Genomic DNA, 14,936 nt, shown 5'->3' with positions numbered 1-14,936 from the left:
AAAATGGGAGTAAACAACATTAATGCACAACAGGTAACGATTAACGTATCGGATCCTATTCCACCAGATAATATAGCGACTGTTGATAAAGATTCAAAAATAGGTAATACGTATAACAAAACTCAGTTTGACACAAAATGGACACAGAAATCAGGAGAAATTGATGTAAAGCTAAATGAAATTCAGCAAATATTAGAAACTGATTTTCAAGGTGTTTTATCTCCAACAGATCCATCACCTACAGAAGATGGATCATATAAGCCTGAAAAATCATCCAGTGATGATAAGCCTCTTGATCCTAATAGTGCGGCTGATTGGGGAAAGATATATCCAAACGCGGGAAATTTACGTGCTAAAGATGGTTATGATACTCTTTTTTATAAGAAGGGTTCAGTTTGGAAAAGGTCAGAATCTAAGAAACCAGATGCACCAAGTGTGACAGATGAATTTGACCCCAATAATAGTACTGACCCTATTTCAGCAGAAGTTGTAAATAATTATTTCTTTGGAATTATTTCACCTACTTTAATATGGAGTGATGGAACTTATGATGGTACTGGCAATGCTATACCATATCCAGGAGTTAGGAGAACGCCTAAGTTAACCATTGATAAACCGAGCATTAAATTAGAAGGATTATCAAAATTCACGGTATTGAAGTTCTTTAAAGATGGATCATATGTCACACAAGCAACAATTGATGCTGGGACAACATCCTATGAAACGCCTGTTAATCTGACTTATATTAATCAATACGCAATAGTAATTACTGGTGTTGAATCAACGGAAAAAGTGATTTTTCAAGGTGAACCAATAATTAAAAAACCAAGTTTCAAGAAACGAGTTAATGTATTAGATTTCGGGGCTAAAGGAGACGGTGTAACTAATGACACTAATGCATTCAATAATGCTATTGCTTATCTTGTAGCGGCAAATGGTGGCATTCTAGAAGTTCCAGACACAGGTAATTATTACTTAGCGAACATAGTTATTCCTACAATTTCTACTTTAATGACAATTGAGATTCAAGGAGAGTATCACGCGCCTTTCTTTTTTGGAACCGTACCGTCAACAAGTATTAATATTTCTCAGTACGGAACTCGGATAAAACCATATAACAATAATCTAGCTGTCATATCATCTGTTTCCGGAGGCTTTTACAGTATTTTCAATGGTGTAAAATTATGTGTTTCAAATTTGAAAATACAATGTATGGATAATCCTAATTCAAATGGTATTAACGCATATAACTGCGCTCAACTCTATATTAAAAATGTAGTTGTAACAACTAATGTCTACAATCCTAATGCTTCTGAGCCTATTGCAGATTCTAATGGTATTGTGACTCCAGCAAATAATAACGCAGCCTATACAAAGTTAGAAAATGTCTTAGTAACGGGATTTAACAGAGGGATATGGGTTCATGAGCATACGGTTGGTGATACAGTTATAGTATGTAGTTGTAAGCACGGGTTATATTTTGGAGCAAGTTACCAAGCCTCATGGTTTAATAGATATGCATCATACAGGAACCAAAACGGAATTACTATAGCGGGTGCGCACCGATTTAAAATCCAACAGATGAATATTGAGCATGCCGGACCTTCGCAGGTTGATGCAACCACTTCGTGGCAATTGACTCAATACGATGTAAATGATCCTAGTAATTTGGGTAAAGGTTCACTAGAGTACTCAGTTGTAGTAGGTGATTCTGGATTTAACCAAGCGGACTGGAAAAAGAATGGAGGTACAAATATAGTAACAACACCAATATAACCATAACTAAATAATTGATTTATATCTTTTCGTTTGCTTTTCAACAAGATGCCACGAAAAATAAGATAGAATATATGTTACAATAGTAGATAGAATAAATAATAAAATGGGTGTCAAATTAAAAAAATTCATAAACACCTGTTGAATAAAAAAAGCATAGATATATACGCCATAAGATATATCTCCAAGTTTTTCTGGAAGTTGAAAATGTTTAAAGTATGAATTGCCTAAAGGAATTATTAAAATAGGGAATATAAAAGATGAAGTTATATGGAATACTTCATAATAGAAGCTTATAGATAAGATGCCTAATAATAAAATGAAAAATTTAATATTAAACTTAATTTTTACATAATTCATTAATGCGCCACCAAAAAACAAGGCTGATAATTTGTAAAACAAAGCTGGTTCAAGATGAATTGATTTGTAAAATATTGAAAGAAAGTTAGGATTTAAAGCAGTACATAAAACGCTTACTATAAAAGCAATTATTAAGATATTACGCTTACTTATTGATGTTTTAACAAAAAACAAAAAACTTATGAGAATATACATAGTGAATTCATAAGCAAGAGACCATAAGCTGCCATTTACAGCATTGGGATATGGGTTATTTTTGAAAATACCATATACATTATACTGAACCCTATATAAGCTTAGATTATTTGGAAGATATAGCCAAAAGTCTTTATGAAATAACACTTTATAATTTAAAAATGCAATAATAACCATTGAAAAACAAAGCATAACAAAGAGAGCAGGAAAAAGCCGTAATGATCTTTTCCAAAAATAATCGAAGAGCGATTTGGAATTTTCTAAACTTTGAAAAATTAAGTAACCACTTAAAACAAAAAAGAATGCCACTGCAATGGCTCCAAATGATGTTGTTTTAGTAATAGCAAAAAGGAAATCTTCTCCACCAGTAAGGTCAAATGAATGAGAGAATATCACAAGAGTTGAGAACAGTAATCGAAGGAAGTTAAAATTATTTTTTTTCATGGCTCATAAAAATAGATAAAAAAAATGAATAATATAGCACTTTACAGAAACGGATCTCCCTTGTTCAATTTAATTGAGCGAGGGAAAAGATCTGTTGAGTCTGCAACGCTTAATCGGGTTATGCTTTCAGACGACTCTGTAACCATTAAGATGAATTCCCGGGAAAAGCTGGATATTCTGATTAATGATTATTTTGTTTTATTTGATTCTGTATACCGTATCAACTCACTTCCGGCATTGACCAAAAACAATGAAAGTTTTTATGAGTATAATATCGTTGCTCAGGGGTTAATGTTTGATTTGATGAGGTGTAAGTTTTTCAATGCTGATGCTACCGGATTCGGACCTGATCTGGAATTCCCTTTGATTGGAACGATCGAGGTTTTCTTACTTGCTTTAAAAAACAATATGAAGCGTTTTGCTGTAAATTGGGAACTAGGGAATTTCACCAATGGAGAAACTAAGACCATTACTTTTGGTGATGATACTTGTCTTTCAGCTCTTCAGAAGATTTGTAATGAATTCAAAACGGATTTCTGGATAAAATATGAGAACGGGAAATTTGTCATTCATACCGGAGATTATGGCAAAAAAGTGCCGATCAGGTTTGAGTATGGAAAGGGTAAGGGATTGTACTCTTTGTCACGAAATAATGTAGATGAAAACGACATTATAAACCGGTTGTATGTTTTCGGAGGTACAAATAACATCCCGAATGAATACCGGAATTTTAGTAAACGTTTAAAACTACCTAATGCAGACTATCTGGAAGACACTGGATCTATTGCTGCCTTTGGACTGAAAGAAGGCTCTATCACATTTGACGATATTTACCCACATCGAATAGGAAAGATCACTTCATTAGGTGATACAAAGTTTAAGTTCTCAGATTCTACCATGGACTTTGACTTGAATGAGAAGGAAGCTGATGGTGTGACTACTAAGTATCTTATTGCGGGTACATCTGCTAAAATTCATGTGAACACAGGAAATTTGGCTGGGTATGAGTTCGAAATCAAAAAAGGAGGCTATAATCACTCAACAAAAAGCTTTGAAATTATCCCATTCAAAAACGATCAGGGGCAAAGTTTCCCGGATGAGAAGTCAGAAGCTTTTCAATTCGCAGTAGGCGACGAATATGTTTTGATTGACATCGTAATGCCTAAAACATACATAGATAATGCTGAAAACGAACTTCTCATTAAGGGAGGTGAACAGTTTAATTTAAATCTGAAAGCAAAAGTATCTTATGATCTAAACGTTGATCCGGCATATATGGAGAAAATAGGTGTTGGCAAGTTTGATATTGGAGATTATATTCAGGTTTACGATGAGGTGCTAGGAATTGATAAAGTTTTAAGAGTCAATCAAATTACAACCGACTTTATACAGTCTGGTGATTACAATCCATATCGAACTAAGATTGTTATTGCTGATTCATATGAGATTGCCTATAGCTCACAGGTAGCTCTTCAAATAAAGGAAATAAAGAACGTTTTATCAATTACCAACCTTGGAAAGATCAACTATTCAAAGTTAGGAGTAAAGACCACAGAAGAGCTTAAGAACCTGGTTTTTGACACTGATGATTATTTTAATCCGGAAAATATCCGGCCTAACAGCATTGAAACAAACATGTTGTCTGTTGGCGCCCGCAGTCAACAGATCAGTTGCAGTGTTGTTTTCTACGTAATGTATGAAAATGATAAGAATAAGATAAAAGTCAATCCGGGCATTATATATTCTCAGACAATGGATAAAGAATGGAATATTCCGGAGAATGTAGAAACTATTCCAGACGATCAATTTAGATATGTTTATGGGAAATGTTCTAAAACAAGTCAATCCGGATCAATAGTTTTCAGTCAGGACCAAATCAAATTCGATTCAGATGCGAATGATTATTATTTCCTTATCGGTGTACTTCATTCTGTTGTAGAAAATGTGCGAGTGTTATCAATCACAGTTGGAACTACTACCATTAACGGAGGGCTTATAAGAACCGGTATCATTTCTTCACTTGATGGTCAGATGACAATTAACCTGGATACACAGGAAATAAAAGGTAAGATTAAATTCACGGATGGCTCAGACGGTTTCACATCCATTGATAATGGACTTTTAATGTCACAGGTGATCGAAGTCGGAAATGCAACTGAAAGAAACGCTTTTATATCTTCTGTAACGGATGCTGGACCTGATAGTATACGTTTTGGGGCAGGAGCTGATTATGCGCATAAAAATGATGCAGTATTCAAAGTTCTTCAGAATGGGAAAATGATCGCACAGAATGCTGATGTTAAAGGAAAAATTGATGCAGATTCAGGAATTATAGGAGGAGTGGACGGTTGGAAAATCACAAGCAAAACATTGACGAGTACAAAGGGGAAAATTCAATTTGGCGTATTCAGTAGTTCAGGTGATTTAACCTCCGGTATTTCGATTAGTGAAGATAATTTCCCGGCTTCGCCAACTTATAAAAACAGGTTTTATATTAACAGTAATAGAAACGAAGGAAATATAAATAATACTGCTGCAGTAGTTTCAGCAAGTGGAAACAATGTGCATAATGTAGCCTTGGAAGTTTCAGCATCCGGAGCATCAGGAGTCAATGATGCTATTTACGCTGCATCAGGAGTCATTTATATATCAAGTCAGGCAAGCATTCACTTAGAGTCATTAAATAATGCATTGACAACAAACTTTGAATTTGGAGGTAGTGTAATAAAAGCTGCCGGATTCACTGGCACTAAAAATATAGGTGGGATTGACTATCGCTTTGCAAACGGGCTATTAATAATGTAAAAATGAAAGAATTTAAACTATGATATTAGAATTTATAAAAGAGGATTACAGTGCAATTATTATGAAGTTAATAGTTGTCGGAATATTATGGAGCGCAGTTTTGATCTCAATGATAATTGATTTTTATTTTGGGATTAGAAAAGCAAAACAAATTGGGGAAATGCGGACTTCTGAAGGATATAAAAGAAGTGTTGCAAAGTTTAATCATTATTTCGGGATGCTACTTTATGCATTCATTTTTGATGCTATTGTGCCAATAACCTATTTTTTTGAGTTCCCTATTTCGGCAGTACCGATTGTATCATTATTGGCTGCAGTCGTATTGGTATTCACAGAGGCGAAATCAGTTCAGGAAAAAGCAGAAAACAAGCTCAGAAGAAAAACTAATGCTTCCATGCTCCAGGTACTTGAAATTCTCGAAAAGCGTGAAGACGTGCTTCATGACTTATTAGCAAACTACAAAAAGCAAAACGAAAATGAGAACAGCAATACTAATAATGATAGCAATACTTCTGACGGGGTGCAGGAGTAAAAAGGTTGTAACATCAAAAAGTACAGAAGTCGAGCAGATTCAACAAATATCAACGGCAAAAGTAGAAAGTAAAGTTGAAAAATCGGAAGAGAAGCAGCAGATTAATAAATCTGAAATCGTAGAGCAGAAAAAAGACAACCAGACCGAATTTGAGGTAAGAGGAAAGTCTGAAACAGGAAAGCCGATTGAAATTTACAATGTTCAAAATGGTGATACCCTGCAGGCTATTAAAGTCAACGGAAATGCAGAAGTTCAAATACGCTCCAAGACTTCTCAGTTAAATCATACAAAAAAAGAGGATGCTTCTGAATCATTAATTGGAAAATTTAAAGAATTCTCTGACAGTATTGTTGAAGAAAATAACATTAAAAAAAGAGTTCAGGAAGTCAAACAAAAGACAAAAGAAGTTCAAGTAAAAGGCTTTCAGTCCGGACTGTGGATTGTCCTGGCTGTTTTTGGAATAGTAGCAATAGTAATATTTGGAATTTATAAATACTTAAAAAGAAACAAATGAAAACACTAACAGAACAAGATTATATAGATGCCGCCAAAGAACTTGGATGTGAAGTTGCAGCAATTAAAGCCGTGAGCGAAGTTGAAGCTCCAAAAGGCGGTTTTCAGGCTGATGGTAGACCGACTATCTTATTTGAACGCCATAAGTTTCATGAATTTACTAAAGGAAAATACAGTAAAGAATTTCCGGACATTTCAAATCCACGCCCTGGAGGATATACAAATGACGAACATGCTAGACTAGATAAAGCAGCAAAATTAGATCGAAATGCAGCCTTAAAATCTGCTTCATGGGGGAAATTCCAGATTATGGGTTTTAATCATAATTTGGTTGGCTTTCCGGTCTTGCAAGATTTTATCAATGCGATGTACAAAAGCGAAGGTGAGCAACTTAAAGCATTTGTAAAGTTCATTAAAGCCAATAAGCTAGATGATGAACTAAGAGATAAAAGATGGGCCGATTTTGCCCGCATTTACAATGGTAGAAATTATCACATAAATGCTTATGATAAGAAAATGGCAGCAGCTTATAAAAAGTATTTAAAATAAGCTGAAGTACTATAATAGAAAAGCCTCCAATTAAGGAGGCTATTTTTATTTTATTTTGTTAGTGTCGTACTCTAATGATGGTTAGATTCCATCATATTCTTTTTTGAATGTGTTTGTTGTCATAATTGCTACTTTTTTTGATATTGTTTTCATGTTGTTTGGTGTACAAATATAGTATTTTTTTAGTACTTATTTATAATTTTTCGTCATTTAACCATTTTTTTGCTAAGGTTTCAAAACTTACCCATGATTTAGGGGCCTCTTCTTGTCGATATGAAATATAATGTTTTAACCTAATATAGTATCGCCCAAATAATTTACAAAATAATCTTTTTACTATATCATTATCAAGATCACCCGCCAGAACCATTGCCGATATACTTTCAAAATAATTTAAAGAAATTGCTAATGCTTGTCTATATTTCCTATTATCCGGGTCGTCTATGAATTTTACAAATTCTTTTATATTTTGGCTTTCTAATTTATCTTTTTGATCAATAAGTAATCTTCTTAGATCTTCATTTATTTCCATCATTAATGGTCTCCTGAAGTCTGAACAAATTTCATGAGTATACTTTGTCTTGCTTTGCCGATTACTAGCATCCTGAGTCTTGATTTGATTCTCAAGATTATGTATATGATAAATCAAAGTCAAGAATGCAAGTATTGCTAAAGTGACTTTAGTTGTATAATCAAGAGAAGGTGCAGGCTCCCAACCAGCCATATATCTAAATACAAAAAATACGGCACAAAAAGTAAGCGCTAAACAGATAATTATTAACCATACCAATCGAATATGGTATCTCTTATTAAATAAAGTATTCATTAGTTTGTAGTTTTTACTATCGCGAAAATAATATTTCTGAACGACAAATCTAGTCGTGTTATTAATTATTTGCTAATCTAAATAAAATGAATATTATTTAATTACGGTTTCCCGTAGAGTTATTACTACAAATACATTTACATTTAAAACATTATATTTACAACATCATTCTCTTTCATATTGAGTCTTGATTAGCTTGTATCCCTGGATTGCTCCGGGGATTTTTCTTTTCGTAACTTGGTGTAAAAATTAACCATGGAAATTGAAGGCGAAGTTTTAAAGGTAAAGAAGCGTTACACTAGAATTCAATTAAAGGATGGAACTATAATAGATTTAATGTATCGAAAAAGTGATAACTACATTGTTTATAATTTAAAAAAGGGAGATTGGATGCGTGCAGTTGTCGAGGTGAAAAATTACAAGCTTTGGAGGATGAGGGTTGTAGCTTATTTTTTGCATATTGTCAAACCTTGATCATTCCTATGAAAATTAAAATTGTTATAATTTGTATCATAAATAATTTTGATATACATTCATTTTGTATCAATTTTGAAGCATGGAAATTTCAGGAACAATAAAATCAAAACACGTAGATCATGTACGGCTTGTCACTGCTGATAAGAATCAGGAGATTGATGTTTTCTATACGGAAAGTAAGAAGTTTGACATTGAAGAGCTCGTCGAAAATGAAAACGTTGTGAGTCTGTAGATTATTATAGCCTTAAATTAGCAAAGTTTTGGCTGTTAAGCATAATTGCTCCAAAAAAGAAATTTGTCTATCAAGGGAAGAAGAAAAAAGGCGACAGTGATAATAACGATGAAGGCTGGGCGGATCGACATCTAAAATAATTAAAAGAAAAAGGCGTCAGATTTTAGACGCCTTATATATTAATCAAATGTTCCGTAATTATCACGTTGCTTTTCCTGTACAATTTCACTATATCTTGTAGCATAAATCTTTGTCATTTCTATAGTTGAGTGTCGGTTTACTTCTTTAACCTCTTCGATGCTCCAACCTCTTGATAACTTATCGTTGTTATTTTTCTTTTTTAAAGAATACATATCAGAATCTATTTTCAACTTCACTTTGACTTCTTTTCTCCATAAATTATTTCCTGCATTTTTAGAAATCGGAAATAGTGAAGGTTTAAATATTTTACTTCTATCCCTTGATCTTTGTAATTCAATACCAAATAAAAAATGTTCCGGATTGGATAAATCCAATTTTAGTAAATCATTTTTAAGATCATCAGGAATTAAAACAATAGCTTCCTTGTCATTTTTTGTAATTTCACTCGGAAGTCTAAAATACCATTTTTCCTGATCGATCATGCCAACTTTCAAAAGTCGGATTTCTTTTGGTCTTAAATCCAGGTGATAAAGAACTTTTAATTTAGTTATAAATTGTGGACAGATAGTGCGGAAATGTTTGATTATCTTGGTCTGTTCTTCAGGTGTTAATAATTTCTTTTCAGGTGTCGAGTAGTCTTTTTCAGATAATCCTTTTACTTTACTTTCCTTGATGATGAATTTATCAACAAGAATTGTATTAAAGGACTTACAAAGATTCAAATGTTTATTGAAGTATACATCTGAACATTTCCTTAATTCGCACATTTTTTCAATTATCATATTAAAATGATACTGGTCCAATTCTGAGAAAAGATTTTTGTTCCAATTTAGAGCTTCCACAGCTTTAAGAAAAAACTTTTTATGTGTTTTATAATCGCTTTTAGTTTTTTCTTCACGTTTAGAAGCAGAAAGAAATTTAAAAGCCTTTTCATAAGCTTCTACAATTGTTAGATCATTTTTGTAAGGTTGAGGAAGTGGTTTTGCTTTATTTTTTACTTTTATAGGAGTCCAGCCATTTTTGAGCTCAAGTTCTAAAGTCTTTTTAAAGCCCTCACAAATCAATTCTCTTTTGAAAAGATCAGGTTCAGTATTAATCCCCTTATAAGTTTTATGAACTATTTTTTGGACAGAATTATCATAAATGTAAACATACCATCTATCTTCACGGTTAGATGGTATGTAAATTTTAACTTCAAAATTTTTCATATATCACAAATTTTTGGTTTGTGAACACTTGGGCAAAATGTTGAAAAATTTTACTCTTTTTTACTCATTTTCGTTACATTAAAAATGTTATGCATTGAAAATGAGATGCTTAAGAAGCTTTGTGGAGTTGGAGGGATTCGAACCCTCGTCCAAACAAGCAATACATAAGCTTTCTACATGCTTATTCTGCTATTGGTTTTCGACGGGAAGCAGAGAGCAGACGCCCAACTTCCAGCTTATCTTCTAAAGTTTTCGTGCTGTAGCCGAAGTTTCTACAACCTTATTTCTGCATTCCTATATCCCAGGATCAAACGCCGCAGAATAGGGCATTTGTGGAATATCTTGCTTCCTTACTGAAATCTTCGGGAAAACGCTTGAATCTACTATACTTCGATATTAAGCTGCAAGAGCGAACTCTTCGTTGCCAGTTAAAATTCTGTAGCAAGGGATTATAGAGATCGCGCTACGGTTCTCTGCATGCTTACTTACCCATTGGTCTTGCTGTCGAAACCAGTCAACCCCATGAATAAAGTGTATGCAAAGATAGGATATTTTGTTTAAATACCGTTCATACTGTTTATAGCTTTTTTTAATAACTATGATACTTGTATTTTATGATCGGATCAAAGAAAAGTAAAACATATTTTAAGTATTAGTATTGAGTATTAAAAGGATTTGTTCAACTCTTAAATAAAGAGTCAGATATGGTAAATGGGTTATTTTTAAAATAAAAGATGTTGAAATTTTGTGCTTTAAGAAAAAATGTCTACTTTTGCAATCCAAAATGAGATGTAAAATATGTTAATAATTCCAGTAAAAGATGGTGAATCCATCGATAGAGCGTTAAAAAAATACAAAAGAAAATTTGATAAAACTGGTACAGTTCGTCAATTAAGAGCTAGACAACAGTTTATTAAGCCTTCTGTAACGTTAAGACAAGCTAGACTAAAAGCGGCTTACAAACAAAGAGCACTTAGCAAGGAAGAGCAGGCTTAAGATTTTTTCTTAACCATATACTAATTCACTTCTTAAATTCTTATATTTGAGAAGTGAATTTTTGTTTTTATACCCCAATGATGCTGGATAAATTTATAGAATACTTACAATTCGAAAAGAGGTACTCGCCTCATACCATTACAAGCTACAAAAAAGACCTTGATGACTTTTCCCATTTCTATCTCCGGACAGAATCTTCTGGGGATATTTCTAAAGCAGATAAAAAGATTATCAGAAACTTTATTGTTGACTTAAGTGAAAACAATATTTCCAAAAGAAGCATCAATAGAAAATTATCTTCACTCAGAAGTTTTTATCTTTTCCTCTTAAAAATAGGTGAAATTACGGTTTCTCCTGCTGAAGGAATTTCTTCCCTGAAATTTTATGCAGAAAAGCAGATTCCTATGTCTAAAGAGGAAATGGCGGATCTTAATGACCGGATCTTTGACCAGGAGTGTGATATTCTGGAAAAATGTATTATGGAAGTGCTCTACCAGACCGGTATGAGAAAAGCAGAACTTTGTGGCCTGATATTTGAGAATGTTGATATAATAGGAAATGAATTGAAAGTAATAGGAAAAGGGAATAAAGAAAGGGTTGTACCTATTTCTGAAGAGCTGTCCGGGCTTCTTAAAAGTTATCTGCAAATAAGAAATCCACAGACAGAATATAAATCATATTTTTTTGTCAATAAGAAAGGGAAAAAACTCAACGAAAAATTTGTTTATGTGGTAGTTAATAAGTACCTTAGTCTTATAACAACAAAGGAAAAAAGAAGTCCTCATATCCTTCGTCATAGCTTTGCTACTCACGTTTTGGACAATGGGGCGGAGATCTCCAAAGTAAAAAAAATATTAGGGCATTCCAGTCTTGCCAGTACTCAAGTCTATACGAATGCCAATATTGAACAATTGAAAAAAGTGTTTAATCAAGCTCACCCTCGAGCATCAAAAAAAGAAGAATTATGAAGATCACAGTACAATCAATTGGTTTAACTCCACACGAACCACTAGAATCACACATCGACAAAAAAGTAAGCAAGCTAGATACATTCTATGATAAAATCCAGGAGTGTAAAGTATTTCTTAAAGTAGAAAATAATGCTGATAAAGCTAACAAAACAGCTGAGATTATTTTAGCGGTTCCGGGAGATGATATTGTAGTAAAAAAGACAAGTACAAGTTTTGAGGAAAGTCTGGACCTTTGCGTTGATACTGCTAAAAAGCTATTAATCAAGAAAAAAGAAATGGCATAGGAAAAAAAGTTAAAAAAAGTTCATAAAAAATTTGAGAATTCAAAAAATCCGTTCTATATTTGCACTCGCAAAAAAGGAACAGCGATCTTTTGAATTCTTTTTTATATTTGCCTCCATAGCTCAGTTGGCCAGAGCACGTGATTTGTAATCTCGGGGTCGTGGGTTCGAATCCCTCTGGAGGCTCATAAAAATATAAACTTTTGGGGAGATTCCAGAGTGGCTAAATGGGACTGACTGTAACTCAGTTGCTTCGGCTTCGTAGGTTCGAATCCTGCTCTCCCCACTTATATTTTTTGAAAAAAAGTTTGCAAGATTAAAAAATAATTCTTAGTTTTGCACAGCGTTTACCAATGGTTTTGTAAACAAAATCGCGGAAGTAGCTCAGTTGGTAGAGCGTCAGCCTTCCAAGCTGAATGTCGCGGGTTCGACCCCCGTCTTCCGCTCAACAGAAATCAATATTAGAGTTGATTTTTTTAACACTGAAATGTGTAGAGTAGAGTTTCTCAATCGCTTTCAGTCCATATATTAAATGCCTCCATAGCTCAGTTGGCCAGAGCACGTGATTTGTAATCTCGGGGTCGTGGGTTCGAATCCCTCTGGAGGCTCAATTTAATATAAAATATCTGGGGAGATTCCAGAGTGGCTAAATGGGACTGACTGTAACTCAGTTGCTTCGGCTTCGTAGGTTCGAATCCTGCTCTCCCCACATTTTATATTAGAAAAAAGTTTGCAGAATTAAAAATTAATTCTTAGTTTTGCACAGCGTTTACCAATAATTTTGGAAACAAAATTGCGGAAGTAGCTCAGTTGGTAGAGCGTCAGCCTTCCAAGCTGAATGTCGCGGGTTCGACCCCCGTCTTCCGCTCAATAAAAATCACGCTATTCAGTGTGATTTTTTTAATTAATGCCGACTTAGCTCAGCGGTAGAGTGCTTCCTTGGTAAGGAAGAGGTCACGGGTTCAAGTCCCGTAGTTGGCTCACGAATATCCCGAATTCTTTCGGGAATTTTTTTTAGGATCAAGCGCAAAAGTTGGGGACTAGGCAAAAAGTTTAGCTAATCTGAAGATAAAAAAGGTTCTGTCTTTTACTCCTCTGAGCTGCATTCTGAAGTTTTTTATTTTCGCATTGAAAGATTCAGCAGCAGCATTGGTGCTTCTTTGATCAAAATAGTTGAGAATATTTCTATAATGATTCATTATTGTTTTTCTTAAGGTAGAAAAAGATTTAAACTCTGCTTCTTCCACATTTCTAAACCAATGGGCCAGTTTAGTCATGGCTACAGATTTCGAAATATTCTGGTTATAAATTTTTCTAAGTCCATCAGTCAATTCATATGCCTGTTCCAGATCAGGATACTGGGTAAAAAGGATCGAAGCTCTTTGTTTCTGGGACAGAGTCCATTTCTCACGGCTTTTATATAGTAAATACCTGCTTCTTGCCAGGAGCTGTTTCCGGGTATCTCCGTTTGCAAAAACTTCTGTTTCAGCTGAGTGACTGTTAAAAGGATTGTTTTCCATTTCAATAGCCTCCCAGCGATGCCTGATCCTGATCTCCTGAAGGGCCTCTATGGACAGCTTCTGAACATGAAAACGATCAATAACCTGTACTGCATCAGGAAAGCAGCGTTGGGCAATACGTTTCATGGAACCCGCCATATCCAATGTAATTTCGTTTACCTTCATCCGAAGTTTTCTGCTGATCTTCAAAAGATGTGTGATGACAAAATCACTTTGGGTACCTTTTATCATAGCAACAATACTTCCTTTTCTCCCTTTTGCTTTTTTGGAGGTAAGAACGGTATAAAGTTCTCCATCAGATAATGCTACTTCGTCTAAAGATAAGGAGGCTGAGACATTTTCAGGGTAAATGATCCAGTCCTCTGCGTGCGGTTTTTGTTCCCAGCTATGATATTCGCTGAGATTATTCTTGTATTGCCTCTGGAAGGTCTTGCCTTTGATCCCGAAAAATTCTGCTATAACTTTTAGGGGAAGAGCTTTAGTGTCGGCTAATTTTTTTTAAGAAGCCTGCCAAATCCTTTGTCATCCGTGTGCCTTTCGCTACAAGCTGCCAGTCTCTCTGAAGGATCTCACCGGAGGATTTATCTGTCCATCTTCTTCTTTTCACATGGAGCTTTACGATTTTACCCCGTAATGGATAATCATCTACAATGATTTCAGGTAAAAAGCCCTTGGATTCAAATCTCCTTTCTTTAAATTCATGGGGAATACTGTTTCTTTCTTCGAAATAAATATGAAGTTCTGCATCATGAGTTTCTGCTTTGAGGATATCAAAGTGCTCTACTAAAAATTCCGGAAGTAATAATTTAAGAAGGTCGTGATCGCTTAACATGATGCAAAGATAAAACTACTTAACATTCCCCCCAACTTTTGAGACTGAGCCTTTTTTTGTCTTAAGTTTCCTCCTATACTATTCTCATAATTATATTGTTCCTATTGAAAACCGGAATTTATTTTTTTCATAATAAAATTTAGCGGCCAATAATAATGCACCTGAAGTCGGAAAATCGTTATACAACTGTTTAATAAATCAATTAATTATTTTATATTTTTAATTTTCAGAATATAAATCAGATCCTAAGTTTTACTGTTTGAAAAACCATATTGTAT

At 34.1% G+C, this 14,936-nt stretch carries 14 protein-coding genes, 7 tRNA genes and 1 other RNA gene; 16 read left to right on the top strand and 6 right to left on the bottom strand.

Features of this window, described 5'->3' with window-relative positions; all coding sequences use genetic code 11:
- Nucleotides 1-3: 3 nt before the first annotated feature.
- Nucleotides 4-1,776, top strand: a complete 1,773-nt coding sequence (locus EG339_RS02550) for a glycosyl hydrolase family 28-related protein (protein WP_123868722.1) — start codon at nt 4-6, stop codon at nt 1,774-1,776.
- Nucleotides 1,777-1,782: 6 nt separating this feature from the next.
- On the opposite strand, the gene EG339_RS02545 is transcribed toward EG339_RS02550, so the two are convergent.
- The gene (locus EG339_RS02545; protein ID WP_123868721.1) at nt 1,783-2,775 is read right to left on the bottom strand and encodes an acyltransferase family protein; all 993 of its coding nucleotides are present in this window, start codon (nt 2,773-2,775) and stop codon (nt 1,783-1,785) included.
- A gap of 24 nt (nt 2,776-2,799) precedes the next feature.
- Between EG339_RS02545 and EG339_RS02540 the strand changes: the two genes are divergently transcribed.
- Genes EG339_RS02540 through EG339_RS02525 form a run of 4 tightly spaced genes read left to right on the top strand, consistent with a single transcriptional unit; the run spans nt 2,800 to nt 7,174 of the window.
- A complete protein-coding gene (locus EG339_RS02540; RefSeq protein WP_123868720.1) occupies nt 2,800-5,580 on the top strand; it encodes a hypothetical protein in 2,781 nt (926 codons plus the stop codon).
- Between the two features lie 19 nt (nt 5,581-5,599).
- On the top strand, nt 5,600-6,112 hold the full coding sequence (locus EG339_RS02535; RefSeq protein ID WP_123868719.1) for a phage holin family protein: 513 nt from the start codon (nt 5,600-5,602) through the stop codon (nt 6,110-6,112).
- Nucleotides 6,078-6,626 carry a hypothetical protein gene (locus EG339_RS02530; protein ID WP_123868718.1) on the top strand — a complete coding sequence of 183 codons (549 nt, stop codon included), beginning with the start codon at nt 6,078-6,080 and terminating at the stop codon, nt 6,624-6,626. Before EG339_RS02535 ends, EG339_RS02530 begins: the two co-directional genes overlap by 35 nt.
- Nucleotides 6,623-7,174 carry an N-acetylmuramidase family protein gene (locus EG339_RS02525; protein ID WP_123868717.1) on the top strand — a complete coding sequence of 184 codons (552 nt, stop codon included), beginning with the start codon at nt 6,623-6,625 and terminating at the stop codon, nt 7,172-7,174. The genes EG339_RS02530 and EG339_RS02525 overlap by 4 nt, the downstream gene beginning before the upstream one ends.
- A gap of 193 nt (nt 7,175-7,367) precedes the next feature.
- Here the strand turns inward: EG339_RS02525 and EG339_RS02520 are convergent, their stop codons facing one another.
- The gene (locus tag EG339_RS02520) at nt 7,368-8,000 is read right to left on the bottom strand and encodes a DUF4760 domain-containing protein (RefSeq protein ID WP_123868716.1); all 633 of its coding nucleotides are present in this window, start codon (nt 7,998-8,000) and stop codon (nt 7,368-7,370) included.
- 255 nt (nt 8,001-8,255) lie between these two features.
- Here EG339_RS02520 and EG339_RS02515 point away from each other — a divergent pair, with 255 nt between their 5' ends.
- The gene (locus tag EG339_RS02515) at nt 8,256-8,474 is read left to right on the top strand and encodes a hypothetical protein (RefSeq protein WP_123868715.1); all 219 of its coding nucleotides are present in this window, start codon (nt 8,256-8,258) and stop codon (nt 8,472-8,474) included.
- Nucleotides 8,475-8,888: 414 nt separating this feature from the next.
- Here EG339_RS02515 and EG339_RS02510 read toward each other — a convergent pair whose 3' ends face one another.
- A complete protein-coding gene (locus EG339_RS02510) occupies nt 8,889-10,058 on the bottom strand; it encodes a site-specific integrase (RefSeq protein ID WP_123868714.1) in 1,170 nt (389 codons plus the stop codon).
- Between the two features lie 119 nt (nt 10,059-10,177).
- Nucleotides 10,178-10,580: a transfer-messenger RNA gene (ssrA, locus tag EG339_RS02505) on the bottom strand.
- Nucleotides 10,581-10,856: 276 nt separating this feature from the next.
- Here ssrA and rpsU point away from each other — a divergent pair.
- From rpsU to EG339_RS02455, 10 genes are all read left to right on the top strand, one after another.
- Nucleotides 10,857-11,054 (top strand): 30S ribosomal protein S21, encoded by a 198-nt coding sequence (gene rpsU, locus EG339_RS02500; protein WP_034687383.1) that lies wholly within the window; start codon nt 10,857-10,859, stop codon nt 11,052-11,054.
- An 80-nt stretch (nt 11,055-11,134) separates the two neighbouring features.
- Complete coding sequence (locus EG339_RS02495) at nt 11,135-12,022, top strand: tyrosine-type recombinase/integrase (RefSeq protein ID WP_123872601.1); 888 nt, start codon at nt 11,135-11,137, stop codon at nt 12,020-12,022.
- Nucleotides 12,019-12,309, top strand: coding sequence for an HPF/RaiA family ribosome-associated protein (locus EG339_RS02490; RefSeq protein ID WP_066697961.1), 291 nt, complete (start codon nt 12,019-12,021; stop codon nt 12,307-12,309). The genes EG339_RS02495 and EG339_RS02490 overlap by 4 nt, the downstream gene beginning before the upstream one ends.
- A 109-nt stretch (nt 12,310-12,418) precedes the next feature.
- Nucleotides 12,419-12,492, top strand: a tRNA-Thr gene (locus tag EG339_RS02485).
- Nucleotides 12,493-12,511: 19 nt separating this feature from the next.
- A tRNA-Tyr gene (locus EG339_RS02480) sits at nt 12,512-12,592 on the top strand.
- A gap of 87 nt (nt 12,593-12,679) precedes the next feature.
- Nucleotides 12,680-12,752, top strand: a tRNA-Gly gene (locus EG339_RS02475).
- 88 nt (nt 12,753-12,840) lie between these two features.
- A tRNA-Thr gene (locus EG339_RS02470) sits at nt 12,841-12,914 on the top strand.
- 20 nt (nt 12,915-12,934) lie between these two features.
- Nucleotides 12,935-13,015, top strand: a tRNA-Tyr gene (locus EG339_RS02465).
- Nucleotides 13,016-13,101: 86 nt separating this feature from the next.
- Nucleotides 13,102-13,174 (top strand) — tRNA-Gly (locus tag EG339_RS02460).
- Between the two features lie 41 nt (nt 13,175-13,215).
- Nucleotides 13,216-13,287: transfer RNA gene (locus tag EG339_RS02455), tRNA-Thr, on the top strand.
- A 59-nt stretch (nt 13,288-13,346) separates the two neighbouring features.
- Here EG339_RS02455 and EG339_RS02450 read toward each other — a convergent pair.
- Together EG339_RS02450 and EG339_RS02445 are read right to left on the bottom strand one after the other, a co-directional pair.
- A complete protein-coding gene (locus EG339_RS02450; RefSeq protein ID WP_228459748.1) occupies nt 13,347-14,267 on the bottom strand; it encodes an ISAon1 family transposase in 921 nt (306 codons plus the stop codon).
- Between the two features lie 37 nt (nt 14,268-14,304).
- On the bottom strand, nt 14,305-14,658 hold the full coding sequence (locus tag EG339_RS02445) for an ISAon1 family transposase N-terminal region protein (protein WP_123868712.1): 354 nt from the start codon (nt 14,656-14,658) through the stop codon (nt 14,305-14,307).
- Nucleotides 14,659-14,936: the final 278 nt, after the last annotated feature.

Origin of the sequence: Chryseobacterium bernardetii (assembly GCF_003815975.1) — a bacterium.
Lineage (GTDB): Bacteria > Bacteroidota > Bacteroidia > Flavobacteriales > Weeksellaceae > Chryseobacterium > Chryseobacterium bernardetii.
This window is presented reverse-complemented; position numbering and strand designations above follow the sequence as displayed.

Coding starts and splice junctions, on each gene's coding strand:
- EG339_RS02445 (WP_123868712.1), bottom strand. CDS start 14,658: ATGTTAAGCGATCACGACCTTCTTAAATTATTACTTCCGGAATTTTTA.
- EG339_RS02515 (WP_123868715.1), top strand. CDS start 8,256: ATGGAAATTGAAGGCGAAGTTTTAAAGGTAAAGAAGCGTTACACTAGA.
- EG339_RS02490 (WP_066697961.1), top strand. CDS start 12,019: ATGAAGATCACAGTACAATCAATTGGTTTAACTCCACACGAACCACTA.
- EG339_RS02540 (WP_123868720.1), top strand. CDS start 2,800: ATGAATAATATAGCACTTTACAGAAACGGATCTCCCTTGTTCAATTTA.
- EG339_RS02495 (WP_123872601.1), top strand. CDS start 11,135: ATGCTGGATAAATTTATAGAATACTTACAATTCGAAAAGAGGTACTCG.
- rpsU (WP_034687383.1), top strand. CDS start 10,857: ATGTTAATAATTCCAGTAAAAGATGGTGAATCCATCGATAGAGCGTTA.
- EG339_RS02550 (WP_123868722.1), top strand. CDS start 4: ATGGGAGTAAACAACATTAATGCACAACAGGTAACGATTAACGTATCG.
- EG339_RS02520 (WP_123868716.1), bottom strand. CDS start 8,000: ATGAATACTTTATTTAATAAGAGATACCATATTCGATTGGTATGGTTA.
- EG339_RS02530 (WP_123868718.1), top strand. CDS start 6,078: ATGATAGCAATACTTCTGACGGGGTGCAGGAGTAAAAAGGTTGTAACA.
- EG339_RS02525 (WP_123868717.1), top strand. CDS start 6,623: ATGAAAACACTAACAGAACAAGATTATATAGATGCCGCCAAAGAACTT.
- EG339_RS02535 (WP_123868719.1), top strand. CDS start 5,600: ATGATATTAGAATTTATAAAAGAGGATTACAGTGCAATTATTATGAAG.
- EG339_RS02545 (WP_123868721.1), bottom strand. CDS start 2,775: ATGAAAAAAAATAATTTTAACTTCCTTCGATTACTGTTCTCAACTCTT.
- EG339_RS02510 (WP_123868714.1), bottom strand. CDS start 10,058: ATGAAAAATTTTGAAGTTAAAATTTACATACCATCTAACCGTGAAGAT.